Source organism: Pseudoxanthobacter sp. M-2, from assembly GCF_046156265.1.
GTDB lineage: Bacteria > Pseudomonadota > Alphaproteobacteria > Rhizobiales > Segnochrobactraceae > CAMDHY01.
Genome location: NZ_JAWDIR010000010.1, coordinates 24,312 through 50,830, shown reverse-complemented (window position 1 = coordinate 50,830; position 26,519 = coordinate 24,312). Strand labels below are relative to the sequence as shown.

Below are 26,519 nucleotides of genomic sequence, written 5' to 3'. Positions count from 1 at the left end.
GCCCCAGGCGATCATTCAGCAGTTTGAACTTGTCGACGTCAATCATCAGCACCGAGACGGGCGTGCGGTTGCGCTGGGCTCGGCGGATCTCGATCTCGATCGTCTTCTCGAAGCGCCGACGGTTGGCGAGGCCGGTCAGCGTGTCCGTCTCCGACTGGAGTAGCAGTTCCTCCTCAACGCGATTGCGCTGGATGGCCTCTCGTCTGATCAGGATAGCAACTCCGAGAAGGGCGCAGCACAGCGCCGCTGTCAACAGGATGCTGACGGCACTGCGAAGCCGCCACTCGGCGAACACCTCGCTGACGCTCTCACCGACTGCAATGCTGATGGGCAGAGGATCGATCCGCTCGAAGGCGTAGAGCCTTTTGATCCGGTCGATGGCGCTGATCGCCGTGTACGATCCCCTCCCGGCAGCCGCGAAGTAGCTCCAGTTGGGCGAACGCGAAACGTCGACGCCGGTGTCGCCCCTGTCTCCCACTGACGGCCTGCGAATGATGATCGTCCGATTGGCCCACGCGGCCCATATGACGCCTTCCCGCCCGAGTTCCACCTTGGAGACGAGGCGATCGAAGAACGAGATGTGCAGCTCGATCATCGCGACCCCCCGAAAATCGCCGTTAGGGCCTTCGATCCGGCGGCTGAGCGCCATTGCCGGCCCGTCGCCAGTCAGGCTTTGCTCAGGTGCGCCGACGTACAGTTCGCGCCTCTGACCCGTGACCAGTTCCGTGAACCAAGCCGGGAGCGGGTTGCCTGTCGCCAATGCGTTTCGTGCCTGCAAAGGGGGGATCGCCTCCACGGGACGGCCTTCCGGATCGAGGATCACGATGGCCCCGAGTTCCGGGAGTTCGCGGGCAAGTTCGAGAATTATCTCCTGTCGCGACCGGGACCAGACGAGCGGGCCGTCGCCGGGAAATGTCGCAACGAGGCCGCGTAAATAGATGTCGAAGACTGCGACTTTGTTTTCAACATCGCGTGCAACCAAAGCAACCAGGTTTTGGGAGACATTCAGAGCTGCACGTTCAGTCGCCTGCCTACTGAGATGGATGTTCCAACCAACACCAGTCGGGACGGCCAGACAGGCGATGATGAGGATCGCAGGCAGCAGCATACGATGCTGCAACACGTTATCGTAGTATCGTCTAACCGTCCTAACAAGCGAGCGGCCGGCGCGTCGCCCGACGACGACGTACCTGCGTGAGAGGCTGCCCCCCATTTAGTCGTCCCTACCCAGCTTATTGATATTCTGCCGGCAGTAGATCGACTGCCAATCCGTGCTCCAACGCTTCGCTTGGCCAATCAGGTCGATACTCGAAACCGCCAAGCCTGACGTTCATAACACCGAGCACGAGCAGATCCCCTTGCGCTGAATCAATCCGGAGCAACGGCGAGGCGGTGCCTTAGCGCCGCCCGCTATGCCCCACGGTGACGCTAGACTCTCTGCAGAACGCCTCGGTCCGGGGGGCATCGAGATTGCGATGCGGAAATACTCAACGACTATTCAGAACCCCGAAGCACGGACTTCTATGGAACCGTCCGCCGTAAGAGGCGTTGGCGCTTAAGGTGAAATGGGGGGCGAGCTGTGGATGAGGGTGAAATGGGTTCGATCCTCTATGTGGAGGACGAGCCAATCGTCCGCATGGAGATGAGCGATGCGATGCGGGTGGCGGGGTTTCGCGTAGTTGAGGCGGGTACCGGCAAAGCGGCCATGGAGTGCATCCACACTGAGGGTGCCTCAATTTCGGGGCTCGTCACCGACATCAATTTGGGCGCCGGTGCGGACGGGTGGGCAGTCGCTCGTGCTGGCCGCGAGCAAAACCCCAACCTCCCGGTTATCTACGTCACCGCTCAGAGCTATGATGACTGGGCTGCCCGAGGCGTCCCCAACAGCGCACTGATCGCAAAGCCCTTCGTACCCGCCCAGCTTGTCGTGGCCCTCTCGGCAGCGCTCAATGCCGCGTCTGCTACGTCTAAGCAGGTTGATGGGCCCGATTGAACCGGCTCGCCGACCATTGCGCCAGCGAAAAGTACGCCGGCGCGCGCCTGCGAAATTTCCTAGTTTTCAACGAGTTACACCTCCGTACCTTGCGCCCCGCAGTCCACAGCTCGGGAGAGAAGCGGCCGAAACGGAGACAAATGGGACCGGGACCGGTGCCGCGCGGTCCACAGCCTACCGGGGCAAAGCCTTGGTTTTCTTTGGTGTTTTCGCCGTGCTGGAAGTGCTTAAAGACGCTTCGGAACAGCGCAATGGCGGAGGACCGGAAACCGCATTCGGACCTTCTGCTCCGGTTCCTTCGCTCAGGTTCGCAAACGCGCGAAGTTCTGACATGAGACCACGTCAGCCTTCGAGGGGCATCCAAAGTTGTGATTAATTGCCCCTGGGCAAATTTTGCATGGCTTCCTTCTTCCTCAGGCCGCTGTGTATCAACGTGGGATGGTCCGAGAGCGCCATCATACTCACCCAGCGTCCAACGCAAAGGTCGCGATCCCCGGCGACCAAGGCGCCATGTGCCTAGCTACCGTGGAGTAGCGACAGAGGCTTGCACTTCAAGTCGCTTGAAGTGGGACAATCGCCGTTCGCGCCCGTTGGGACGCGGTTGCGCCGATGAGCCCAGCGGCGCCAGCGGGGGGGACCGATCCAATGGAAGCCGAGCACAGGAAGTTCTCGCGGATCTTCACAATGTTTGCAGCGCTCGGCTCTGTAGTTGCGCTGATGGTGCCGCCCGTCGGCGTGGCGGGAGCACGGGCCCAGTCGGCCGGCGAATGTGTCGGTCGGCTCTGTACACCGCAGGCCACGGCCGCAACCGCCGATTCCACTGTGCGGCCCCCCTACCGCGAGCCGGTGGTGCTCGCGACGGAGAACGGCGTGCTCGAGGTGCGGCTAACGGCCCGCCAGAGCGAGGCCTTCCTCGACACCGTCGCCGAGCCGGTGAAGAACTTCCTACTGTTCGACTACGAGCTCATCCGCGGCAAGGCGTCGGACGGCAGCACCACCGGCAGCAACCAGTACCCCGCCCCGACGCTGCAGGTGTATCCCGGCGAGAAGCTGATCATCCACCTTGAGAACGGGCTGTCGGGGCTGACCGTCCGCGACTTCTTCAATCCGCAGTACACCCCGGTCGGCGGCTTCGTGCCGCTCTACCCGCCGCAGCTCGATACCGCGCCGATCAACCTGCACACCCACGGCCTGCACGTCAGCCCGAAGGGCAATTCCGATAACGTGCTGCTGCATATTCCGTCTGGGAAATCGAACACCTTCGTCTACGACGTCCCGACGTCGATGCCGCAAGGCATGTATTGGTATCACCCGCATCTGCACGGGCTGACCTCGCCGGAAGTCTACATGGGCCTCGCCGGCATGCTGGCGATCGGCCGCACCGACGGCGCCCTTCCGGCCGTCACCGAGCGGAACATTCCGATCCGCAACATCGCCCTGCAGTACAACTACGTCGCCGGCCGCGCCGAAGGCCGGGCCGAGCTCAACAACCCGAGCTGGCCGATGTGGATGAGCACGATCGTGCCGCCGAAGGACCGCGAGCTCGAGGAGGGGACCTACCGGCCGCTGCTCACGCCGACGGGCTTCGAGGACTGGAAAGCCGGCACGTCGGCCTTCACGGTCTGGTATGCCGGGCCGCTGTCGATCGAGAACAAGCGCGCCTTCTTCTCCTATATTCCGAGCAATCTGCAGCGCTTCACCGCCTCTGGCGACGACCGCGACAAGGACGTGCCGCCCGATCCGGCGCTGCCCGACGACAAGCGCGACGTGCAGTTCACGGTGAATGGCCAGTTCCAGCCGGTGCTGAAGACCAAGCCCGGCCAGACGGAAATTTGGGTGCTCGCCAACATCTCCGACCTCGCCTACGTCACCGTCAAGCTGACCGAGACCGCCACCGGGCGGCATCCGAAGATCGCCATCGTCGGCCAGGACGGCAATCCCTACCCGGAGGTGCACTATCCGCCGACCGACGACGGCACGCGGCTGGAGATTCCGCCGGCGAGCCGCTTCGCCATCGCCGTGACGATGCCGGCGGAGGGTGACCTCGTGCTGGAGATGCCGCCGCTCGGCTACGGCGCCAAGGCGCTGACCGCGCCGGGCGTGCTGTACACTAACACCGGTACCGACAAGATCCCGGCGGTGCTCGGCAACCTGTCGGTGGAGCCGACGGCGATTAGCTACTTCGACGGCTTCTTCAGCTTCCCGACGCAGACGCTGCTACGCGCCGAGCCGGCGGAAGGCCAGGGCACCACTACCGCCTTCGTCGAAGGGCAGGCGCTCGGCGCCTTCACCTCGTTCGACGACGTCTCGGACGAAGCGCCCGACGTCACCCGCACGATCGGCATCTACGGCGGCTTCCTCAACAGCTTGGCGAGCAAGGACGACCCGAAGTCGTTCACCTACTCGTTCGACGGCGGCACGTTCCCGAACGTGCCCCTGCTGCAGCCGCGGCTCGATTCCGTCGAGGAGTGGCGGTTCAAGAACTACAACAACGACGAGCACCCGATCCACATCCACGTCAACGACTTCCAGGTGATCGAGAGCTACGACCCGACAACGGGGACGCGGAGCGGACCGGACATGTTCGGCCTCGACAACGTCAACGTCGCCGCCCCGACGATGGGGTCGGGCGAGGCGGTGGTCGAGCCGGGCTTCCTGTCGCTCAGGACGAAGTTCGAGGACTACACCGGCGTGTTCGTCATGCACTGCCACCGCCTCAACCACGAGGACAACGGGCTGATGATGCTGGTCAGCGTCATCCCGGCGGTGTCGAGCTACGCGATCGCCGGCATCGGCGAGGGCAGTGCTGCGAGCGAGGTCCGCGTGTTCGACGGCGACGGCGACGAGCCGATCGCGACCGTGACGCCGTTCCCCGGCTATGCCGGCACGGTGAGCGCTGCGATGGGCGACGTCGACGACGACGGCGTGCTCGACCTCGTGGTCGGCTCCGGCCCCGGCCGGGCGCCGGAGGTGGTCGTCTATGCCGGCGCCGCCAAGGGCGCGCACGGGCGCTTCGAGAGCGAGATCGCCCGCTTCGCACCGTTCGACGCCGCGGCGACGGGCGGCCTGAGCGTCGCCGCCGCGCAGATCGACGGCACCTCGGCCGACAACATCGTCGTCGGCTCGCCCCCCGGCGCGCCGAGCGAGGTCCGCGTGTTCGGATCGGCGCTGCCATCCGTCACCGGCACCGCGCCGCCGCTGTTCGCCGCCTTCTCCCCCTACCAAGGCGACACGTCGGGCGTCAGCCTTACGACCGGCTTGGTCGACTTCGCCACCGGCCGCTACAGCATCATCACGGCGCCAGGCGCGGGCACCGAGGCGGAGGTGAGGGTGTTCGCCTATCCCTTGCTGAAGGCGTTGGCGGGCGCGCCCGCTCCGGCAGCCGAGCACGGCGGAGCGCCACACGGCGGCCCCGGCGGCCCGGTGCTGAACTCCAGGTTCAAGCCGTTCGGCGACGGCTACACGGGCGGCGTGTCGCTGGCGACCGGCTGGATGGCCGGCGAGTTCGGCGGCGCGCAGAATATCGTCACCGGCCAGCTTGCGGGCGATGGCACGGTGAAGGTGTTCTCGTCCGGCTCGTCACTCGACGGCGGCCCCTCGCTCTACCTGCACAGCCCGGTCGAGCACGGACGCGGCGCCACCTTCCGCGAGATCGCGAGCTTCGCGCCGTTCGACGGGGGCGCCGGCGTGCGCGTCGCCGCCACCGCCACGACGGCCGGTGCCGACCTTCTGGTCAGCGGCGTCTCGGCGGACAAGACGGCGAAGGTCGCGAAGTTCGGCTTCCGGCGCGCCGACGCCACGGCGAATACCGTCGCCCCGGTGCAGCTCGGCGACGTCACGACGGTCGCCGGCGGCGCCCCGGCGGCCCTCGGCGGGGATTGAGACGGAGCGCCGTCACTATTCTCTCAGAAGCACGCCAACGCACCTTCTGGCAGACGTTCATGCCATCTGCGGCGATTTCCAGGTTCTGTTCAGTGCTGGGCAAATACCTCGGTGGCACCATCGCGACGCACCAACAACACGTCGTAGGCCTCTCGATCATCTCCGCCATCCATGCCCGGAGAGCCGAGTGGCATGTCGGGAACGGTCAGACCGACGGCATCGGGCTTCTCTGCGACAAGACGCGCTATGTCTCCGGCGGGAACGTGACCCTCGATGAAATAACCCCCAATGATCGCTGAGTGGCAGGAGGTCTGACCGACCTTCAGGCCCGCATCGAGCTTCATCTTCATCAGGGAGCCCATCGCCAAATTCGTCGCTTCGACCGTGTAGCCGTTTTCCTCAAGATGGCGAATCCAACCGAGACAGCAGCCACAGCCGGATGTCTTGAAGACCCGTGCGGTCTCGGCCGCCTGAAGGGACATCGGAGCCAGCATTGCGGTTGCAGCGAGGAGCCAGCGGATCGAAGGAGACATTCCTGAACCTCGAGCAAGAGCACCGGCCGGACGGCCCGATGGAGCGTGAGGCTGCTCGTCGGGCAGAATCAAGGCGAAGAGGTGCCGGCGCACCTTGTAGAGCATCGCAATGCAGCTCATAATGCGAATAGGTTGCATTTGAAGCTTTCCGTCCTCGGAGTGTCAATGAACAAGGATCCTGTCGATCGGCCGAGCCGCAGGCATGTTTTGTCGACGGCCTTGGTCGCAGCAAGCGGGACCACCTTGGGGATCGGCGCCGTCGCTGCGCAGATGGACCACGGCACCAAAGCTGCCACTCAAGCGCCAACGGCGGTCGAGGGAACGCCGCACCTAGGCGCCCACGGAGCGATGATCACCGTCGGCGAGGTGGACTCCGCCCGCAACGGCTTCGACCCGACTGCGATGCTCACCGACTGGGACGTCGGCACGGTCTCGGCGATGGCGGACGGGCGGACGCTGCGCACTTTCGAGATCATGGCAGAAGACAAGGAGATCGAGATCGCGCCGGGCATCCTGTTTCCGGCGTGGACCTACAACGGCCGTGTCCCCGGGCCGTCGCTGCGGGCGACCGAGGGTGACCGCCTGCGCATCGTCTTCAAAAACTACGGTTCGCACCCGCACTCGATGCACTTCCACGGAATCCATTCGTGGAAGATGGACGGCGTCCCGGGTGCCGGCCTGATCGGGCCGGGCGACGAGTTCGTCTACGAGTTCGATGCGCGGCCGTTCGGCTGCCACCTCTACCACTGCCATGCGCTGCCGCTGAAGCGGCACATCCACAAGGGCATGTACGGCGCCTTCGTCATCGACCCCGACCCAACTCGCCATCCGGAGCACGCCGACGTCGCCCGCTCCCGCCTGCTCGGAACCCCGGAGAATGCCGGGTGGCAGGAGCTCGTCATGATGATGAACGCCTTCGACACCAATTTCGACGGTGAGAACGAAGTCTATGCGGTCAATACCGTCGCGCATGCCTACATGAAACGACCGATCCGCATCGATCGCGCCAGGCCGGTCCGCATATACCTCGTGAATATCACGGAATTCGATCCGATAAACTCGTTCCACCTGCACGCCAACTTCTTCGATTATTACGACCAGGGCACGACGTTGACGCCGACGCTGAAAATCGTTGATCTGATCATGCAGTGCCAGGCGCAGCGCGGCATCCTCGAATTCTCGTTCGCCGGTCACGAGCCCGGCCTCTACATGTTTCATCCTCACCAGTCGGAGTTCACCGAGCTCGGGTGGGTCGGCATGTTCGACGTCGTCGACAAGGTGGCGTCATGATAGTTTCGGACCCCGCCGCCACCCCTCCGCCGGCCGCCGCCGCCCGGCCGCGCCCGGCGATGCTGCTGTGGGTGCTGGCGCCGCTCGCCGTGCTCGCGCTGGCGATCGTCTGGCTCGTCACCGCCGATCCGCTCGCCGGCTTCCGCAACGGCGCGCCGCCGGTCGAGGCGCTGACCTATGAGCGCACCATCCTCGATCCGGGGGGCTTGCGCGTGCTCGTGCGGGCCGGCGGCTCTGAGCCGATGGTGATCGCCCAGGTGCAGGTCGACGACGCCTACTGGCAGTTCACCCAGGATCCGCCGGGGCCGCTCGCGCGGGGCGCCACCGCCTGGATCGCGGTGCCGTTTCCCTGGGTGCTCGGCGAGGCGCACGCCGTCAACATCGTCACCAGTACCGGCGCGACCTTCGCGCACGAGATCGCGGTGGCGGTGCCGACGCCCAAGGCGACGTCGTCCAGCCTCGTCTCGCAGGCGCTGCTCGGGGCGTTCGTCGGCCTCTTGCCGGTCGCCATTGGGCTGATGTGCTATCCGGCGCTGCGCGGCGTCGGGCAGGGCGGCATGACCTTCCTGCTCGCGCTGACGGTCGGCCTGCTCGCCTTCCTGCTCGTCGACGCGATCCAGGATGCGCTGGAACTCGCCGGCGAGGCGGCCGCATTGTTCCAGGGGCCGACGATGGTCGTGCTGGCGGCGGCGGCGAGCTTCCTGCTGCTGATGGCGCTCGGCCGACGGCGCGGCGCTCCGACCGGACTGGCGCTCGCCACCTTCATCGCGCTCGGCATCGGCCTGCATAATCTCGGGGAGGGCCTCGCCATCGGGGCCGCCTTCGCCGCCGGGGCGGCTGGACTCGGCACCTTCCTGGTGCTCGGCTTCACGCTGCACAACATCACCGAAGGCATCGGTATCGCCGCGCCGATCCTGAAGGTGCGGCCGCCGCTGTGGAGCTTCGCCGCGCTCACGCTGCTCGCCGGCGGACCGGCCGTGGTCGGGCTGTGGATCGGCAGCCTCGCCTACGCGCCGCAATGGTCGGCGCTGGCACTGGCGATCGGCGCCGGCGCCATCCTGCAGGTGATCGTCGAGGTGTCTGCCTACCTCGGCCGCTCGACGGGCGCCGGCTGGCGTGCGCTGGTGTCGCCGGCTGCGGTCGCCGGTCTCGCCGCCGGCGTCGGCTTCATGTTCGTCACTGCGATGTTGGTAAAAATCTGAGGCTCTGCCATGGAGGCGAAGAGCATGCGGTCCACGGCAAACACAGACTTCGAGAACGCACAGTCTGTGAGCGTCGCGTTCGATGCGTTCGAACGGGCCATCGTTGCCGGACGCGAGCGGGGCTGGACACCGTGAGTCGGATCCGCGCTCTGCGCATTGGGCTTTGGTCGCTTGTAGCAATTGCCGCTGTGGGCTCCGTACTCCTCGCCACAGGGATCGTGTCGGTCAACCGCATGACTCCGATCCCAACGGGAGCTGCGGTCGAGATCGGCGGCAGGTTCAGCCTGACCGACCACCGGGGCAACGCATTTACCGATGAGGACGTGCACGGCCGGCCTTTCGCGGTCTTCTTCGGCTTTACACACTGTCCCGATATCTGTCCGACAACGCTGTTTGAACTGACGGATCGGCTGAAAACGCTCGGGGCGGAGGCCGCTCCCCTGGCGGTCCTCTTCGTCACTGTCGATCCCGAGCGAGACACGGCCGATGTGATGGGAGAGTATGTTTCGGCGTTCGATCCGCGGATCGTTGGACTAACCGGATCTCTTGCCGAGATTGACTCCGTGGCGAAGACCTTTCGGGCATTCTACCGAAAAGTCCCGACGGGGGGCGAAGATTACACGATGGATCACACGGCAGTCGTCTACCTCATGGGGCGCGACGGACGTTTTGTGTCGACCCTCGACCCTCACGAATCCGAGGAGATTCAGCTGCAAAAGCTGCGTCGCCTGCTCCGCACTTCCTGATGCGCGTGCCGAAGGTGGCGTGAGGGATTTTTCGGCTCACGGCGTTCCGCGTGCCACTCTCGACCGTAGGATTTGGCCCGGCGCGGAGGTGTCAGCGGTCGCCTTCGGCTGGAGGCTGCTGCTCGGCTTTGCGCCGGAGCAGACGCATGATCGTCGCTACTGCCGCGGTCCCGAGGAATCCGACGACCATCCATAGTCCCCATGGAATTGGCACATGCAGAACGTGAGGAGCCCCGGTCAGCTCGCCCCACAACTCACTGAGAATGGACATGGTCACCGCCGATGACAGGCGTCATCGGATCCGTATGTTCGCGTAGCCTCCGTTCGATCTCCGCTGTCTGTTCCGCCGACAGGAGAGGCAAAAGTCGGTCGAGGTCACTGGCCACGTCGGCATCTCCGGAGCGAGCTGCCAGCATCATCCACATCCCCCCCTCAACGAGGTCCTGCGGGACGCCTTCGCCGAATGCGAGCATGGTGCCGAGGGCGTGTTCGGCTTCGAGGACTTGGCCTTCCGCGGCCTGTCGAAGGTACCGCGCGGCCGTCTGGGGGTCGCGTTGCACTCCGATGCCCTCGCGTGACATGCGGCCGAGCTCGTAGGCCGCTGCCGCATGGCGCGCCTCGGCCGCCGATTTGAGGTAGGGCACAGCCCGTTTGGGTTCGGGAACGTCGGTGATGCCGTCGAGCAGCAGCTTCCCGTAGAGATAGAGGGCATCGACGGAGCCGCCTTCCGACGCCTTGGCGAGCCAGGTGGCGGCGGCGACCCGATCGGTTCGTCCGACGCTACCCGACAAGTACAGGGTCGCCAATTCGACCATCGCCTGCACGTGCCCCGCGAGGGCATCCTGCTCGAATGCCGCCATGGCAGCCTGGTAGTCGCCGGAATCGAGCGCTCCGATGCCGTCTTCGAATGGACCGCCGGAAGCAGGAACGGACGTGACGAGGAGAAGTGCGACCGTCGCAGCTCTGAAGAATGGTTGCATGCCGGTGCCCTCGCCTAGATCTCTGGCGCCGACGACCCGGTGCCGAGTACCTGGACATTGGTGCCTATCGGCGTCCGTGAGTGGAGGTCGATGATGTCATGGTTGAGCAAGCGGACGCAGCCGCTTGATACCGCCCTGCCGATGCTGCGTGGATCACCTGTACCATGCAGCCGGTACAGGGTGTCCCGGTTTCCTTGGTACAGGTACAGGGCCCGCGCGCCTAGCGGATTGTCGAGCCCTCCCGGCATGCCGCTCGCGTACTGTGCGACTGATGGGTCGCGCTCAATCATTTCAGCCGGCGGCGTCCATGTCGGCCAGATTGCCTTTCGTCTGATCGTTGCCACCCCGGACCAGCCGAAACCTTCACGGCCGACGCCGATGCCATAACGAATGGCGCTGCCGCGCTCCCGGACGAGATAGAGAAACTTGGCATCGGGATCGACAATGATCGTGCCGACAATATGCCGGGTCGGATAGTCGACCACCTGACGAAGGTATCTCTGATCGATGGTGGTTGTGTCGATGGCGGGGATAGTGAACCCGCTGTCCTGCACCGAGGCATACATCTGCGCATAGTATGGGTCAGCTTCTCGCCGGACGGGGAGGGGCCGTATCGGTCCGGCTCCACGTGGGACCGTCTGAGTGCAAGCGCCGAGGATTAACGGAATTGCGGCGATAAGCACCAGTCTCCGGGTCGAGCTGGCGGTGATGTGGCCTTTCGTGTCTTCGAGCATATGGCTATTGTCCCTCGTCGTGATCGCTTTGCTTGGTCGTGTCTACGGGCTGTGCGAAGGCGCGCGCCGCCAGCAAACCGGCTCCCATGCAAATTGCGACATCCGCTAAATTGAAGGTCGGCCAGTGCCAGCCGCCCGCGTGAAAGTCCAAAAAGTCGGTGACGCCGCCGTGGCGCATGCGGTCGAAGGCGTTTCCGACGGCGCCCCCGGCGATCGCTCCGAGCGCCATCTGGTCGAGCCGGCTGCGACATTGCGTGGCCGCCCATAGGATGGCGGCGGCCACCATCAGCAATAATACGGATAGCTTGAATGGTACGCCGGAGAGCACGCCGTCGAACAGGCCGAAGCTGATCCCGCGGTTGTAGCCGAGCTTCAGGTTAAAGAACGGCGTCACCGTGATGATACGTACCGGTTGCATCACGACGTCAATGATGAAGGCTTTCGTCGCCTGGTCGATCGCCAGCACGCCGGCAGCGGCCCCGAGTGGCACGGTGAGGCGTGCCACGACGCTTAGCGGCCTGGCGCGGGCCACCGTCAAAGAGGGCCATCGGGACCGTCTGCCACGCGTTGCTCTCGGCGGGGCGCGGGCAGTGGCCGGCCGCGACGCAAAAGCCTCAGGGCATTTGCCGTGACGATAACCGTCGCCCCCGTGTCGGCGAGGATCGCCATCCAGAGGGATGTAACACCGGCGAGGCTGGTGAACAGGAAGATCGCCTTCAGGCCGAGGGCGATGGCGATGTTCTGGTGGATGTTGAAGAGGGTGGCACGGGAGATCTCGATCAGTTCGGCAACGCCGGCGACGCGCCCCCCGAGGAGCGCGGCGTCGGCGGTCGTCAAGGCCACCTCGGTGCCGCCCCCCATGGCGATGCCGACGCTTGCCGCGGCGAGTGCGGGTGCGTCGTTTATTCCATCGCCAACCATCGCGACGGGGCCGTCGAGCGCCATCGCCTCGATCGCCAAGAGCTTCTGAGAAGGCATCAAATCTGCCTTCGCCTCAAGCCCAAGCGTCGTAGCGATGGCCTGTGCCGTCCTGGCGTTGTCGCCCGTCAGCATCACTGAGCGGACGCCGAGGTTCAGCAGTTGCCGAATTGCCGCCTCAGCGTCCGCTCTCGGCTCGTCGCGGACAGCAATCAGACCGAGCACCGTGGTGTCGTCGACTAGCACCACGACCGTCTTGCCTTGCTGTTCCATTGCGGCGGTGACGGACCGCGCCTCGCCAGCCAACCTCTCGGCGGCTGCTCGTGGCGAGAGCACCGACAGGCGCCGCCCACCGACGATCGCCGAGACGCCCAGCCCCGGATCAGCTGACGCTCCCGTAGCCGCAGAGATCACAAGGGAGCGCTCCGCCGCCGCGTCCACGATCGCTTTGGCGATCGGGTGGGCTGACCCGACTTCGACTGCTGCCGCAAAAGCCAGGACGTCTGCTTCAGTCGTCACGAGGGCGACGACATCGGTAACCCGGGGCCGGCCGGCGGTCAGTGTCCCGGTCTTGTCGAAGGCGACCGTCTTGACATGTCCGAGCGCCTCGAGCGCGGCGCCACTCTTGATCAGTAGACCGCGCCGCGCCGCCGCGGCGATACCGGAGGCGATGGCTGCTGGTGTGGACAGCACGAGGGCGCATGGGCAGGCGATTAAAAGCAGAGCGAGCGCCCGGTAGATCCAGGTCGACCAGTCGCCGCCGAAGAGCAGCGGTGGGACGACGGCGACGAGGATGGCGGCAGCAAGCGCCCCCGGCGTATACCAGCGGCTGAAATTGTCGATAAAGCGAGCGAGCGGCGCCTTCTTGGACTGGGCGTTTTCGACTTCTTCGATGATGCGGGCGATCGTGTTGTCGGCAATTGTGCGCGTCACGCGCACCTTGAGGACCGCGTTGGCGTTGATGCTACCGGCGAAGACGGAATCTCCAGGGCCCCGGCTGACAGGGGTCGATTCTCCCGTGATCGCAGCCTGATCGACATCGGAAGTGCCCTCGATGATCTCGCCGTCGGTCGCGACCCGGTCGCCCGGCCGAACCACCAGCACCTGCCCTGGTCGCAATGAGCCAACGTCGACCGTGCGCGTCGCTCCAAGCTCCTCGATGAGGGCAGTACTCGGCATCAAGGCTGCCAGAGCACGGATTCCGGACCGCGCACTGCCTGCCGCAATTCCCTCGATCAGTTCTCCCACGGCAAAGAGCAATACGACGACGGCACCTTCCTCCGCCGCGCCGATCGCAAGCGCGCCGACGACGGCTATCGACATCAGCGTCTCGATGGAGAAGGGAATGCCAGCCCTGGCGAGTGTCACGGCGCGCGAGGCAAAGGGGACAACGCCGATCAATGCGGCGGCAGCGAATATCCACTGGGCGTAGCCGGGTTCTGCAAGCGCCAACAGCATCGAGCCACCGACCAGCACGGCGAGCATGATGACCAGACGGCCCTTGGCCTTGCGCCACCACGGCTTCGCGTCGTTCCCCTCGTCTGGATCGGAAGCGTGCAAATGCCCCGCATGCGGATCGGCCTTCGGCTTCGCGACGACTGCATTTTCCGCCTTGGGAGCGAGATCGTTGCGACTCCCCTGATGTCCAGCGTGGTCGCGTCCGGCGTGGTCGTGTCCAGCGTGATCGTAATGACTGCCGATTTCGCCGCCGCTGGGCTCCGAGGCGGCCACTATGGGCGGCGCCGCAGCGTGACCCGAAATCGAACGGATGTCGTAGCCGAGCTTGCGCACCGCGTTGGCGATTTCCTCGCGATCGGCCCCCCCGGGCGCGACCACTTCCAGCAGGCCGGTCGTGACGTTTACGGATAAGTCGTCGACCCCATCGATCCGACGCACGACGGTTTCGATCTTCAGGGCGCAGCTGGCGCAATCCATACCGTCGACGCGGTAACGCAGTGAGCTCGCAGATTCGCGTGGCTGGGCGCTGACGTTCATCGAATTGCCTCCTTGGGCAACGAGGGTCACCAGTCCATATGCAACTTCCAGCGACTAGAGCTGCAAGGGGGCCGAGCCATGGCGACGAACGGCGTACGACCTCGACAACTGGTCATCGGGGCTCTGGCGCGGCGGACGGGCACGAAGACGCCGACAATCCGCTATTACGAGAGTATCGGTCTCATGCCGCCTCCCGCGCGTTCCGCCGGCAACCAGCGAATCTACGACGTGAGCCACCTCACAAGGCTGGCCTTCATCCGGCATTCTCGCGAACTCGGTTTCCCGCTCGAGGCAATCCGGGAGTTGCTGACCCTCGCCGACGATCCCGACCAGTCCTGCGAGGACGCTGACAGGATCGCCACCGAGCAACTCGCCGCGGTTCGCCGGCGCATCTCCCGCCTGCGCGCCCTGGAAACGGAGTTGCAACGCATGACGGCTTGCCGCCATACGAGCGTCGCGGAGTGCCGCGTCATCGAGGTTCTGGGTAATCACGACCTCTGTGAGAATGAGCACCACGGGGACGCGGAAAGCCTCACGATCGAATGACGGCAAATGGCCGAAAATCCGCTTGAAGCTCAAGCCGCTCGAAGTTGCAGAGTGTCGCCCCGATCGATCATCGAGGGACAGTCATGCACGGCACGCGACGCACACTCCTCCGGACGGCTGCTCTTTGCGGCCTTAGCCTTGCCATGACAATTCCGTTTGCGTTCGCACAGACGGAGCCGGAGGTTGCGCTGACGGAGCCGGGTCCACTGCCGGAGAAAGTGTTCGGCTCGCCGGACGCCCCCGTCACCGTGATCGAATACGCCTCGCTCACATGCCATCACTGCAAGAACTTTCACGTAAATTTCTGGCCGACGATCAAGGAGAAGTACGTCGACACCGGCAAAGTTCGATTCATCATGCGGGAATTCCCACTGGACCCTCTGGCAACAGCCGGCTTCATGCTCGCTCGCTGCTCCGGCGAGGACAAGTGGTACCCCGTCGTCGACACGCTCTATCGCTCGGACGACCTTTGGGCGCATGCCGCTGATCCAGTCGAGGGGCTGTACTCAGTTATGAGGCAAACCAGTATGGGGCGTGAGGCGTTCGAGGCGTGCTTGCGAAACCAGAAGCTCCTCGACGACATCAACGAGGTCTCGCGGCGCGGCGCGGCCGCGGGCGTCAAGTCGACGCCGACGTTTTTCATCAATGGCCAGATGGAGTCGGGCGCGCTGTCGCCCGAGCAGTTCGGAGCACTCGTCGACCCACTGATCGAGGCTAAGAACTGACCGGATGGGGCGTTTACGTGCACTCGCTACGGTGATCGCCGCTGCTTTTGCTCTCTCGGCATGCTCGACGATGGACATGGACGTGCGGCATTTGGAGCCGATCCCTGCGAAACTCCAAAGCCAAATGTCCGCGCTGAAGATGACGCAGACCGACCCGATCATGGTCCGGATCTACAAGCAGGAGAGCGAACTCGAAATCTGGAAGCGGGATCGCACGGGCCGGTACGCCCTGCTGAAGACCTACCCGATGTGCCGCTGGTCGGGAAAGCTCGGGCCCAAGACGCGGGAAGGCGACCGCCAAGCGCCAGAGGGCTTCTATTCCGTCACGCCGAGGCTGATGAACCCGCAGTCCGACTACTATTTAGCCTTCAACCTCGGATTCCCCAATCCGCTGGAAGCGGCGCTCGGCTATGAGGGCTCCGCTCTGATGGTCCACGGCGCCTGCTCCTCGTCGGGCTGCTACGCTCTGACGGACGACGGCGTCGCCGAGATTTACGCCGTCGCGCGCGAGGCGTTCGGCGGCGGGCAGCGCAGCTTCCAGGTTCAGGCGCTACCGTTCCGAATGACGCCGGAGAACCTGGCGAAGCATCGTGGCGACCGCAACCTCGCCTTTTGGCGCAATCTCAAGGAAGGGGCGGATCATTTCGACGTCGCCGGGCAGCCGCCGAAGGTCGCCTACTGTGGCCGACGCTACGTTTTCAATGCCAATCCGCGCGATCCGGATGCGCCGTTCGAGCCGCTGGCGCCCTGCCCAGAGTTCGAAATCGATTCGGCGGCAAGCGAGCTCGTTGCAGCGAAGCAGCGGGAAGACGAGGCTGCGGTGACGGCCCTGTTGGAGGGTGGTGCGGTGACCATGCCGTCCGCCTATGCCGACGGCGGCATGCACCCCACGTTCCGCCGCGTTCTCGCAACCAGAGGGCCCGAATACCTCGGCCGTCTGACCGCCGGGGGGGTCAAGGTGAGCCGCCCGGAAGCCGCGTTGGTCGATCCCTTCACGGTCGACTAAGCGTCGTGGCGCTGGAAAAGCCCGCGCGTGTGGAAAAGTACGCGTTCGTGCGACCGGAGAGAGGCGGTAACGAGGCTGCACGCGGAGCGCTTTGGCGAACGGTGAGCGGCCGCAGGGCGGGTACGGCGGGATGCCGCCTCCGCAACTTCACCGAGCGTCCACCGCAAACTCCTGCGCGGATCGAGAAGTTCTCACGGTCCCCGCGAAAATTGCCGAGCCTTGCCGAAGCGGCTGCAGTTGTGGCAGTTCACCAAGTCCATGCGCGCCCGCCTCCCCAAAATCGTCGGAATTCCGTCCAGAACCAGCAGGAGTTCAAAAAATTGCGCTGGATACTGCTCTGCCTGATCCTCCCGATATGCCTTCTGCTGGCGGCTTCACCCGCTGACGCGCACGTCAAGCTCGTGGAGTCCATGCCGGCGGCGAACAGCGTCACAGCAACTACCCCACGAGAGATTCGGCTGACGTTCAACGAGCGGATTGCCGTCAGTCTGTCCGGCATCGATTTGATGACTGCCGAGGGCAACGCCGTCAGTGTCGGAGAGGCTTCCGCAGACCCCGGCGACGCGATGGGCTTCATCGTGCGAATCGACGCCCCGCTTACGCCCGGGACCTATCGCGTGCGATGGCGGACGGTTTCCGCCGATATGCACAAATTGAAGGGCGATTTCGCCTTCGAGATCAGGCCGTAGGTGATCGACGAAGGCGGGATACTCATCGTCGCCCGGGTAGCGTTTCTTGCTGCGGCGATGGCCACCTTTGGATCGGCACTGTTCCCCTTCTATGCCGTTGGCCGAGACGATCGCGAACAATTAGAGCGGCGCACACGGCCGCTCGTTTTCGGCGCCGCAGTGCTGGCGCTCCTCTCCGCGTTGATCTGGCTGGCGCTCGTCATCGTCGATTTTGGAGGCACGGACGCCGCCAGCTTTGTCAGCACGTCCAAAACGATTCTATTCGAAACCGACTTCGGCCCGGTTTGGCTCGTTCGCCTCGCTTTCGCGCTCCTGCTCGTTTTCGTCGCGGCCTCCAGGCTCTCGACGGTCGCGACACTCGCCCTGGCGACCGTCGTGCTCGGGAGCCAGGCTTGGGTTGGTCATGCCGCAATAGGCGGCACGATAAATCGCGTGCTGCAGATTGCTCATCTCCTGCCAGCCGGCGCGTGGCTCGGCGGGTTGCCGCCTCTAGCACTCGCCCTTCGGCAGCTGGCCCGGGAGACAGCAGAACACAAACGGGCGCTGCGCATCCTCATGCACTTTTCGTCCATGGGAATTGTCTGCGTCGCAATGATAACAGTCACGGGAATGCTCAATACGTGGCTCGTGATCGGACGGATTCCCAATCTGTCGGAAGAATACGACCGCATACTCATCGTAAAGATAGAACTGTTCATTGCAATATTGGCTCTCGCGCTCTTGAATCGTCTCCATTTAATGCCAAAAGTCAAAGATCCTAGTGGCGGAGGTATCGTCCTTCGGCTGCTCTGCTGGTCGGTTCTGCTCGAGCAGGGAATTGGCGTCTCGATCATCTTCGCTGCAAGCATTCTGGGACAAACCAGTCCCGAGACCTGAGACGGCTCCTTCAGAGTGGATGGTCCGGCCAACCCCCGGCGCGAAAGTTTGTGCCTTCCACCGAGTGGAGACGGTAGCGGAGGAAGGACTCGCCCTCGTCGACAACGAGGTGCTGGCGAAGGGAAAGCGGCTTGGCGCCGAGTTGCTCCAGCATCTGGCGAATCTCGACCCCGAAGCCGTCTTTTCTGTGCGCAGCGGCATCCTGATGGCGATCCGGGTCCTGACGACGGGCGGCCGCGATCCAGGCGAACTCTTCTCGCTGCTCCTTGAAGAGCACCCTCGGCGATCGGCCAGGCATGGATGGACTGTCAGTCTTCCCGCCGCCTGCGGAGCACTAGCCAGCAGCACGCTGGCGGCAGCGTGTGCCTGCGATAGTGGTTCACATGCGAGAGCCTAGCCGCTCAATCGATCCGCCCAGAAATGGGGAGGCGAGGGGCGAAACCCGAAGTAGCGCCCCTCGGACACTCACGCAGCCGCCGTGCGGCTATTTCGTTCGGCCGGATAGCCGGCTTCGGCCAACGCGGTGAGGACCGCCTGCCCACTGGCATGCGTGGCGATCGTCACTTCGCGCGTGGCCGGAGTGGCAGTGACATCGGCCGCCGGATCCACGCTGCGGATCGCGTTGGTAACCCGGCGGACACAGCCGCCGCAGGTCATGTCGGGAACACTTATTCGGAACATACGAACTCTCCTCGATTTGCGGTGCTCGATGATCAAGGTGGTCCTTGCCACCATGGCAAGGTCAAGCGGCGGCCCAAAAAATTCCCCTCCTCGACGGGGCTTGACCTTCCCATCGTTGGAAGCCCCAATTGGGTGCGCAATGGTTCGAGAAGGAGGAACTGCCATGACCAGCGTCGTTCCATTGCAGCGCGTCGAACGAGACGATCCCGCCCTCAGCATTCCCGTTGAGGGCATGACGTGCGCCTCGTGTGTCGCGCACGTCGAAAAGGCGATCGCCAAGGTACCCGGAGTGGCGACGGTAAACGTCAATCTCGCGACCGAGCGGGCTGATGTCGCCTTCATCGGAAGCCCCGATGCCCCCGCAGTTGTCCGCGCCATCGAGGCGGCGGGCTACGGAGTGTCAGAGAGTACGATAGAGCTCGGCGTGGAAGGCATGACCTGCGCGTCCTGCGTCGCGCACGTCGAGCGGTCGCTGATGGCGGTGCCGGGCGTGATTGCCGCCACGGTGAACCTTGCTACGGAAAGGGCTAGCGTGCGCTTCACCGCCGGCGTCGTTTCCGTCGAACACCTGGCGGACGCGATCCGGCGGGCCGGCTACGAACCGCGCCACCTCGGGAGCGATGGTGCCTCCGCTGACCGGGAGCGGGCGGTCCGCGCGCGCGAAATGACCTGGCTGCGTCGGGATCTCATCGTCGCGGCGGTGCTCACCCTGCCGGTTTTCGTGCTCGAAATGGGCTCGCACCTCGTCCCGGCGATCCATCACCTCGTGATGAACACAGTCGGCATGAAGGCGAGTTGGCTGATCCAGTTCGTCCTGGCTACGGCGGTTTTGTTCGGACCGGGCCGGCGGTTCTTCAGGAAAGGGATACCCGCCCTGCTCCGTGGTACGCCGGACATGAATTCGCTGGTCGTCGTCGGCACGTCAGCGGCCTGGATCTATTCGGTCGTTGCGACCTTCCTGCCGCAGATGCTGCCCGTCGGTACAGCCAACGTCTTCTACGAGGCTGCAGCGGTCATCGTGACGCTGATCTTGCTCGGCCGCTATCTCGAAGCGAAGGCCAAGGGCCGGACGTCCGAGGCGATCAAGCGGCTGGTTGGACTGCAGCCGAAGACTGCGCGGGTCGAACGTGACGGCAGGATGGTCGAAGTGCCACTGCCGGAGGTTCGCGCCGGCGATGTCGTTCATGTTCGCCCGGGTGAGAGGGTGCCCGTCGACGGAGAGGTGGTCGAAGGCAGCTCCTACGTCGATGAGTCCATGATCACCGGGGAGCCGTCGCCGGTTGCTAAGATTGCCGGCACACAGGTGGTGGGTGGCACGATCAACAAGACTGGCGCCTTCTCCTTCCGCGCGACCAAGGTGGGCGCGGATACGATGCTTGCTCAGATCATCCGCATGGTCGAGCAGGCGCAAGGCGCGAAGCTTCCCATCCAGGCCTTGGTGGACAAGGTGACGGCATGGTTTGTGCCGGCCGTCATGGGCGTCGCATTGCTGACGTTTGTTCTGTGGGCCTTCTTCGGCCCCACCCCTACGCTCACGTACGCACTGGTCAACGCCGTGGCGGTCCTCATCATTGCCTGTCCGTGTGCAATGGGACTCGCCACCCCGACGTCGATCATGGTCGGCACGGGCCGGGCTGCCGAACTCGGGGTGTTGTTCCGAAAGGGCGAGGCACTGCAGTCGCTCCGAGACGTTTCAGTGATTGCGCTCGACAAGACCGGCACGCTGACCAAGGGGCATCCGGAACTAACCGATCTGACGCCTACTGCCGGCTTTGGCCGCGACGAGGTGCTGGCCCTGGTCGCTGCGGTCGAGGCCAAGTCCGAGCACCCAATCGCCCAGGCGGTCGTCTCGGCGGCCGAGGAGCGTGGATTGAAGCTCGGCAACACAGATCGGTTCGAGGCGGTGCCGGGCTATGGCGTTGCGGCGACCGTCGGCGGCAGACACGTCGCAGCCGGCGCCGATCGCTACATGATCGCGCTGGGTCATGACGTGGCGCAGTTCGCAGCGGAATCGGCGCGGCTGGGAGCCGAGGGAAAGTCGCCCTTCTATGCCGCGGTCGACGGCAAGCTGGCGGCAGTGATCGCTGTCGCCGATCCGATCAAGGAGACCACGCCTCAGGCGATCCGAGCGCTGCACGGGCTTGGACTCAAGGTCGCCATGATCACGGGAGACAGCCGCGGAACCGCCGAGGCCGTTGCCCGCCAGCTCGGCATCGACGAGGTCGTCGCGGAGGTTCTGCCGGACGGCAAGGTCAAAGCGGTCCAGGCATTGAGAGGTTCTGGGCGCACGGTCGCCTTCGTCGGAGACGGCATTAACGACGCCCCTGCACTCGCAGAGGCGGATGTAGGACTCGCGATCGGGACCGGCACCGACGTGGCGATCGAGTCGGCCGACGTTGTCCTGATGTCCGGTGACCTTCGCGGCGTAGTCAATGCGGTCGCTTTGTCCAGCGCCACCATCAAGAATATCAAGCAGAACCTGTTTTGGGCATTTGCTTACAATGCGGCCCTGATACCCGTTGCGGCGGGCGCACTTTACCCTGTCACGGGTACGTTGCTCTCACCGGTTCTTGCAGCTGGCGCAATGGCACTGTCGAGTGTGTTTGTCCTCATGAACGCCCTGCGGCTGAAGATGTTCATGCCCGTGATGGCGGCGGGCGTCCCTGCCGCCGATGCCCGATCAGAGTCGTCCCCCTTGAAGGCGGCCGCCTAGGGTCGGACGAGCCGCCAAGTTTGGAACGCTTTGAGAGCCCTCTTTAACGAGACGTACCATCATGAACATCGGTGAGGTCTCCGCCGCGTCTGGCGTTAGCTCCAAGATGATCCGGTACTATGAGCAGACCGGATTGATCCCGAGAGCAGCTCGCAGCGCCAGTGGATATCGCGGTTATGTCGACGCCGACGTACACCGGTTGCGCTTCATCCGCCGAGCGCGAGATCTCGGTTTCACCGTCGAGCAGATCAGGGAGCTTCTTGGCTTGTGGAACGACCGCGAACGCGCCAGCGCCGATGTGAAAGCACTCGCAATCGGTCATGTTGACGCTCTGAGGGCGAAGCTGAGGGAGATTGAGGGGATGATTGCTGCGCTGGAAGCGCTTGCTGAACGTTGCCACGGCGACGATAGGCCGGATTGTCCGATCATCGAAGGGTTAGCCAAAAACGATGCTCGGCCGTCTCTCAAGACGAAGTCACGCCGCTTTGGTAAGATAGACGAGTTGCTTACGTAGCAGGATCTACGAAGAGCTGGAAAATCGTAGGCCTGTCAGGGATTCACCGCCTCTCGCTGGCTTGCCTTGTCCGCGACGTCGACCCAACGGAAGATGTCTTCCCGACAACTGCCGGCACGACCACGAAAAAGTAGCCGCTGTTCGACACAGCGACGAGCAGCCGGAAGATGGCCAGAGACCCCCGCAGGAAGGAGTCGGGCGCGCCACTCGAGTGTCGCCGGGACGTGCAGACAGCTCTCATCGGCACAGTGTTTTGCCTGTCGGCAATCCCGAACCCTACGATCGCTATCTTGATCCAGATCATTGCACAAGCAGCATCGACCTGCTATAAGAAAAATATCACAAAACCTGTGAGAGGAAAAAGGTCTCGTATGGCGAGGGCGAGTACATGTCAATGCAGGAAGGATCCGCATCTTTTGACGTGGACCTTGGGACATTGGCTTGTGCTGCTGCTGGTACTAGCGTTTTCGATCTCAGGATCCGGTCTTGTGCATGCTGAGGTGGGCAATCATTCCGCATCTACCGCGTCTTTTTCGCATGAGGTTGTGCCTGCAGGTGATGAGACGATCGGAAACGAGCCTTGTGCCGGCACTGTCGATAAGGACAATGGTACGACCTGCTGCATCTCCGGTGTTTGTTCTTTTTGCAGCCCGCTGAGTTCATCAACGGCCGCAATCCGGGCCGCCGCGGTTACTGAGATGCTGACAGCGCTAACCGATGATAGTCAAGCCGGCAGCGCGCCGTCGCCCGGTTTGCGTCCTCCGAGTCTCGCCACGAACGTCTGAGCCCGCGCACCTCTTCGGTGTGTCGGGCTCGTTCGGTTGGCCATTTCGGTCCGATCCGATCCCCTCACGTTCCGAAGAGACCCATGCATGGAAAATCTGTCGCACCGCCAGTTTCTGGCGTCGACCATCGCCGCTGGGATGCCCGACTCGATTCCGTCGCCACCAATTTCGGGCCGGCGCGACCTAGCAATGGCCGCCGCCGTGTGCGCAGTCAGAAGGGTCGAAACTGCATTCTACGGCCAGGCCAGCATGGCCCATCCGATGCACGTGCTCGGATGTCGCTTCCAGGTGGGTATGGTCAACAGGAGGCGTTCGGAGGTTCGACGCGCGATACCGTGCTGGCTCCGTCGCGCGGCACTGTCTCCGCGATCGCCCCCATCGCACACAAAGTCGTTGTGGAGTTCTCTGTTGGCCTCGGAACCAACGAAACCACTTATCGATACGTAAAAGGGATGATCACTTCAGGATCTCACCAGGATGAGGTTGCAGGCCATGACTCACCACGAACATGATCCGGTTATCCCAATGCTAGACGAAGGCGTGCGGCGGCCATTCCTGAGCACACCAGCGGGACTTGCGCTATGCGTCTTTCTGGCCGTTGGTGGTGTTTTACTCTGGATTGAGCACCGTGCGCACGCTCTAGGGATACTTCCCCTTCTTCTTCCACTACTTATCTGTATCGGCATGCATTTCTTTATGCATCGTGGTCACGGCGGCCATGGCGGGCAAAATGGTGGCCGCGATGAACGGTGATGTTCCGGCCTATGGTCTGTGGTTTCTGGCCGCCTTAAACGCGGGTATCTTCATCCTGTTCGCATTCAGCTTCTTCAAGCCGAACACGACGCGAGACTGGCGCTCGCTTGGGGCCTTTTCGGCCTTCATCGTTGCGTTGTTTGCAGAGATGTACGGGTTCCCTCTGACGCTCTACCTCCTGGCAGGCTGGGTTGGCAGCACCGTTCCGGCTCTCGATCCGCTCTCGCACGATGCTGGACATCTCTGGCCAGCCCTGTTCGGCTGGTCGATGAATCCGCATTTCAGCCCGTTCCATCTGCTGAGCTACGTTTTCATCGGGAGCGGTTTCATGCTGATCGCCTCTGCCTGGCGGGTGCTCCACGATGCGCAGAAGAAGGGAACCCTCGCGACGACCGGTCCATACGCCCGACTGCGGCATCCGCAGTATGCCGGCTTCGCGCTAATCATGGTCGGTTTTTTCCTGCAGTGGCCGACGCTGGTCACGGGCCTGATGCTGCCAGTTTTGCTGGTCATGTATTGGCGGCTCGCGAAGACCGAAGAGCGAGAAGTGGGGGCGGTATTCGGTGAACGGTACCGTCTATATGCAAACGCGGTTCCAGCGTTCCTGCCGCGCCCCGCCGGTCTGTTTAGATATAGTGCCGGATAATGGTCGATATCAAAAACGGGAATCCATGGCAACACCAAGGATTCTACAGCTTCCAATGAATGGCAAGCGGGTCCGAGTCGCAAACGCCCCCCGCAGGACAGATCAGAATGACGGTAGATCGGCCGCAGACCCACTCCAGACGCCGCGACCACGATGTACACGGCGATGGGAGTTTGAATCCCTCATCGGCAACACGTGGGGACGTCGTCGCGGACGGTGGCCCTAAACACAATGGAAACCGAGGGCATGGTGGGCACGATCATAGTGCAATGGTCGCCGATTTCCGCCGCCGCTTTTGGGCGACGCTAATCCTCACACCGCCGGTGCTCCTGCTCTCGCCGATGATCCAGCACTGGCTCGGCATAGCCGAGGCACTGGCCTTCCCAGGCGACCGCTATGTCCTCTTCGTGCTCTCTACTGTCGCCTACGTCTACGGCGGATGGCCGTTCCTGACGGGGTTCACCTCCGAGCTACGCAAGGGTCAGCCCGGAATGATGACGCTGATCGCGCTCGCGATCTCGGCCGCCTACTTCTTCTCAGCCGCCGTCACCTTCGGCTTTTCGGGCGAGGAATTCTACTGGGAGTTGGTGACGCTGATCGCGATCATGCTGCTCGGTCACTGGATCGAGATGCGCTCGGTGATGGGCGCCTCGCGGGCGTTGGAGGAACTTGTCCGGCTCCTGCCCGACAGTGCGACGAAGGTCGACGCTGACGGTGCGACCCATGAGGTGGCGATCTCGGCCTTGAAGCCGGGAGACCGCGTTCTGATACGGCCCGGCGCAAAGGTGCCCGTGGACGGCAAGATCGTCGAGGGCTCAACCGGCTTCAACGAGGCGATGCTGACCGGCGAATCCCGGCCGGTCGCGAAGACCGTCGGGGCGACCGCCATCGGAGGCGCGATCAACGGCGCCAATGCCGTGACGATCGAGGTCACCGCCACCGGTGATGCCACTTATCTGGCGCAAGTCATTGAGCTTGTGAAGAAGGCGCAAGCCACCCGGTCCCGCACCCAGGACCTCGCCAACCGTGCCGCCTCATGGTTGACCTATATCGCGCTCACGGTCGGTTTCGGCACTCTCTTCGTTTGGTGGCTGGTGCTGGATGCGCCGCTCGAGTTCGCGATGGAGCGGATGGTGACGGTGATGGTCGTCGCCTGTCCACACGCGCTCGGCCTCGCTGTTCCGCTCGTCGTCGCAGTCAGCACCTCACTGTCCGCCGGTAATGGGCTTTTGATCCGCGACCGCGCCGCCTTCGAGCGGGCTCGCAACCTCAGTACCGTGGTGTTCGACAAGACCGGAACCCTGACCGAGGGCCGCTTCGGCGTCAGCGACGTCGTGCTGCTCGCCGGTGGCGACGAGAACGAAGAGCTGGCTTATGCGGCGGCTGCCGAGAGCCAGTCCGAGCATCCCATCGCTCACGGCATCGTTGCCGAGGCGAAGCAGCGTAGCCTGACCGTCCTCAGGGCCACCGACGTGAGCAACATCACCGGCGAGGGCATTTCCGCCAGGGTCGACGGCCAGGACATCCGCATTGTGAGCCCCGGCCACCTCGCGCGGCAGGGCAACGCCATCGCTCATGACAGCCTCAAACGATTGGAAGGACAGGGCAAGACGGTCGTCGTCATCGTCCGCGACGGCGCGCCACGCGCACTCTTCGCGCTGGCCGACATCGTCCGTCCGGAATCGAAAGAAGCCATCGCTGAACTCAAGGCCCTCGGGATCAGCTCAGTCATGCTCACCGGCGATGCCGAGGGGGTTGCAAAGGCGGTGTCCGAGGAACTCGGCATCACCGAGTACTTTGCTGAGGTACTGCCCGATCAGAAATCAGAGAAGATCGAGGAGCTGCAGGCGCGCGGGCTCTCCGTCGCCATGGTCGGCGACGGTGTGAACGACGCACCTGCCCTGGTCGTGGCCGACCTCGGGATTGCCATCGGAGCTGGTACCGACGTCGCCGTGGAGTCCGCCGACGTCGTGCTGGTCAGGAGCGACCCGCGCGATGTCGGGGCCATCCTAGGGCTGTCGCGCGCCACTTATCGCAAGATGGTGCAGAACCTCATCTGGGCAACGGCCTACAACGCGATCGCTGTGCCGATGGCGGCCGGTATTACCTTCGGAACAGGCTTCATGATGACACCGGCTGTGGCTGCCGCTTTCATGTCTGCCAGCACCGTCATCGTTGCCATAAACGCACAACTCCTCCGTTCCTACAGGAGGCATGGATGATTGCCGACGTTGCGCGTCAGAAAGCGTCCGATGCACACCAGCTATGGCATTGGTGCCCCCTTGACGCGGGCTTTCATTGACCGGCGGATG

The 26,519-nt window shown here is 63.9% G+C and carries 23 protein-coding genes; 15 read left to right on the top strand and 8 right to left on the bottom strand.

Translation table 11 applies throughout. The features are described 5' to 3' along the window. Positions 1-1,120: diguanylate cyclase domain-containing protein (locus RUR49_RS05115; RefSeq protein WP_409145283.1), on the bottom strand; the 1,120-nt coding region annotated here is incomplete at its 3' end. Positions 1,121-1,594: 474 nt separating this feature from the next. On the opposite strand from RUR49_RS05115, the gene RUR49_RS05110 reads away from it, so the two are divergent. Further along, on the top strand, positions 1,595-1,993 hold the full coding sequence (locus tag RUR49_RS05110) for a response regulator (RefSeq protein ID WP_409145282.1): 399 nt from the start codon (positions 1,595-1,597) through the stop codon (positions 1,991-1,993). Positions 1,994-2,677: 684 nt separating this feature from the next. Continuing rightward, positions 2,678-5,875 carry a multicopper oxidase family protein gene (locus tag RUR49_RS05105; protein ID WP_409145280.1) on the top strand — a complete coding sequence of 1,066 codons (3,198 nt, stop codon included), beginning with the start codon at positions 2,678-2,680 and terminating at the stop codon, positions 5,873-5,875. A gap of 89 nt (positions 5,876-5,964) precedes the next feature. Here the strand turns inward: RUR49_RS05105 and RUR49_RS05100 are convergent, their stop codons facing one another. Continuing rightward, positions 5,965-6,408 carry a DUF411 domain-containing protein gene (locus tag RUR49_RS05100; protein WP_409145278.1) on the bottom strand — a complete coding sequence of 148 codons (444 nt, stop codon included), beginning with the start codon at positions 6,406-6,408 and terminating at the stop codon, positions 5,965-5,967. Positions 6,409-6,678: 270 nt separating this feature from the next. Between RUR49_RS05100 and RUR49_RS05095 the strand changes: the two genes are divergently transcribed. The 3 genes from RUR49_RS05095 (at position 6,679) to RUR49_RS05085 (ending at position 9,646) form a co-directional block, all read left to right on the top strand. After that, positions 6,679-7,698 carry a multicopper oxidase domain-containing protein gene (locus RUR49_RS05095; protein WP_409145285.1) on the top strand — a complete coding sequence of 340 codons (1,020 nt, stop codon included), beginning with the start codon at positions 6,679-6,681 and terminating at the stop codon, positions 7,696-7,698. Further along, entirely contained in the window at positions 7,695-8,900 is a 1,206-nt protein-coding gene (locus tag RUR49_RS05090; protein WP_409145276.1) for a metal transporter, read from the top strand. The genes RUR49_RS05095 and RUR49_RS05090 overlap by 4 nt, the downstream gene beginning before the upstream one ends. Before the next feature lie 233 nt (positions 8,901-9,133). Beyond that, positions 9,134-9,646 (top strand): SCO family protein, encoded by a 513-nt coding sequence (locus RUR49_RS05085; protein ID WP_409145274.1) that lies wholly within the window; start codon positions 9,134-9,136, stop codon positions 9,644-9,646. 254 nt (positions 9,647-9,900) lie between these two features. Here RUR49_RS05085 and RUR49_RS05080 read toward each other — a convergent pair whose 3' ends face one another. From RUR49_RS05080 to RUR49_RS05065, 4 genes are all read right to left on the bottom strand, one after another. Next, a complete protein-coding gene (locus RUR49_RS05080; protein ID WP_409145272.1) occupies positions 9,901-10,626 on the bottom strand; it encodes a tetratricopeptide repeat protein in 726 nt (241 codons plus the stop codon). A 14-nt stretch (positions 10,627-10,640) separates the two neighbouring features. Further along, positions 10,641-11,192, bottom strand: coding sequence for a L,D-transpeptidase (locus tag RUR49_RS05075; RefSeq protein WP_409145270.1), 552 nt, complete (start codon positions 11,190-11,192; stop codon positions 10,641-10,643). Between the two features lie 172 nt (positions 11,193-11,364). Next, positions 11,365-11,865, bottom strand: coding sequence for a signal peptidase II (lspA, locus tag RUR49_RS05070; protein WP_409145268.1), 501 nt, complete (start codon positions 11,863-11,865; stop codon positions 11,365-11,367). Between the two features lie 29 nt (positions 11,866-11,894). Then, positions 11,895-14,273, bottom strand: coding sequence for a heavy metal translocating P-type ATPase (locus tag RUR49_RS05065; protein WP_409145266.1), 2,379 nt, complete (start codon positions 14,271-14,273; stop codon positions 11,895-11,897). Between the two features lie 78 nt (positions 14,274-14,351). On the opposite strand from RUR49_RS05065, the gene RUR49_RS05060 reads away from it, so the two are divergent. The 5 genes from RUR49_RS05060 to copD all read left to right on the top strand — a co-directional run bounded on the left by RUR49_RS05060 (position 14,352) and on the right by copD (position 18,115). Beyond that, on the top strand, positions 14,352-14,819 hold the full coding sequence (locus RUR49_RS05060) for a MerR family transcriptional regulator (protein ID WP_409145265.1): 468 nt from the start codon (positions 14,352-14,354) through the stop codon (positions 14,817-14,819). A gap of 83 nt (positions 14,820-14,902) precedes the next feature. Beyond that, positions 14,903-15,544 (top strand): DsbA family protein, encoded by a 642-nt coding sequence (locus RUR49_RS05055; RefSeq protein ID WP_409145263.1) that lies wholly within the window; start codon positions 14,903-14,905, stop codon positions 15,542-15,544. A 31-nt stretch (positions 15,545-15,575) separates the two neighbouring features. Beyond that, the gene (locus RUR49_RS05050) at positions 15,576-16,550 is read left to right on the top strand and encodes a hypothetical protein (protein ID WP_409145261.1); all 975 of its coding nucleotides are present in this window, start codon (positions 15,576-15,578) and stop codon (positions 16,548-16,550) included. Between the two features lie 5 nt (positions 16,551-16,555). After that, a complete protein-coding gene (gene copC / locus RUR49_RS05045) occupies positions 16,556-17,239 on the top strand; it encodes a copper homeostasis periplasmic binding protein CopC (RefSeq protein WP_409145260.1) in 684 nt (227 codons plus the stop codon). Further along, on the top strand, positions 17,240-18,115 hold the full coding sequence (gene copD / locus RUR49_RS05040; protein ID WP_409145258.1) for a copper homeostasis membrane protein CopD: 876 nt from the start codon (positions 17,240-17,242) through the stop codon (positions 18,113-18,115). Between the two features lie 10 nt (positions 18,116-18,125). Here the strand turns inward: copD and RUR49_RS05035 are convergent, their stop codons facing one another. Next, positions 18,126-18,392: a hypothetical protein gene (locus RUR49_RS05035; RefSeq protein WP_409145256.1), complete on the bottom strand. Its 267-nt coding sequence runs from the start codon at positions 18,390-18,392 to the stop codon at positions 18,126-18,128. Between the two features lie 188 nt (positions 18,393-18,580). Continuing rightward, positions 18,581-18,832, bottom strand: coding sequence for a heavy-metal-associated domain-containing protein (locus RUR49_RS05030; RefSeq protein ID WP_409145254.1), 252 nt, complete (start codon positions 18,830-18,832; stop codon positions 18,581-18,583). A gap of 127 nt (positions 18,833-18,959) precedes the next feature. Between RUR49_RS05030 and RUR49_RS05025 the strand changes: the two genes are divergently transcribed. The 5 genes from RUR49_RS05025 (at position 18,960) to RUR49_RS05005 (ending at position 26,429) form a co-directional block, all read left to right on the top strand. Further along, complete coding sequence (locus RUR49_RS05025; protein ID WP_409145253.1) at positions 18,960-21,509, top strand: heavy metal translocating P-type ATPase; 2,550 nt, start codon at positions 18,960-18,962, stop codon at positions 21,507-21,509. A gap of 61 nt (positions 21,510-21,570) precedes the next feature. Then, positions 21,571-22,023, top strand: coding sequence for a Cu(I)-responsive transcriptional regulator (gene cueR, locus RUR49_RS05020; protein ID WP_409145251.1), 453 nt, complete (start codon positions 21,571-21,573; stop codon positions 22,021-22,023). 1,262 nt (positions 22,024-23,285) lie between these two features. Then, complete coding sequence (locus RUR49_RS05015) at positions 23,286-23,561, top strand: DUF2933 domain-containing protein (protein ID WP_409145250.1); 276 nt, start codon at positions 23,286-23,288, stop codon at positions 23,559-23,561. Beyond that, positions 23,527-24,207 (top strand): methyltransferase family protein, encoded by a 681-nt coding sequence (locus RUR49_RS05010; protein ID WP_409145249.1) that lies wholly within the window; start codon positions 23,527-23,529, stop codon positions 24,205-24,207. Before RUR49_RS05015 ends, RUR49_RS05010 begins: the two co-directional genes overlap by 35 nt. A 269-nt stretch (positions 24,208-24,476) precedes the next feature. Beyond that, positions 24,477-26,429, top strand: coding sequence for a heavy metal translocating P-type ATPase (locus RUR49_RS05005; protein WP_409145248.1), 1,953 nt, complete (start codon positions 24,477-24,479; stop codon positions 26,427-26,429). Positions 26,430-26,519: the final 90 nt, after the last annotated feature.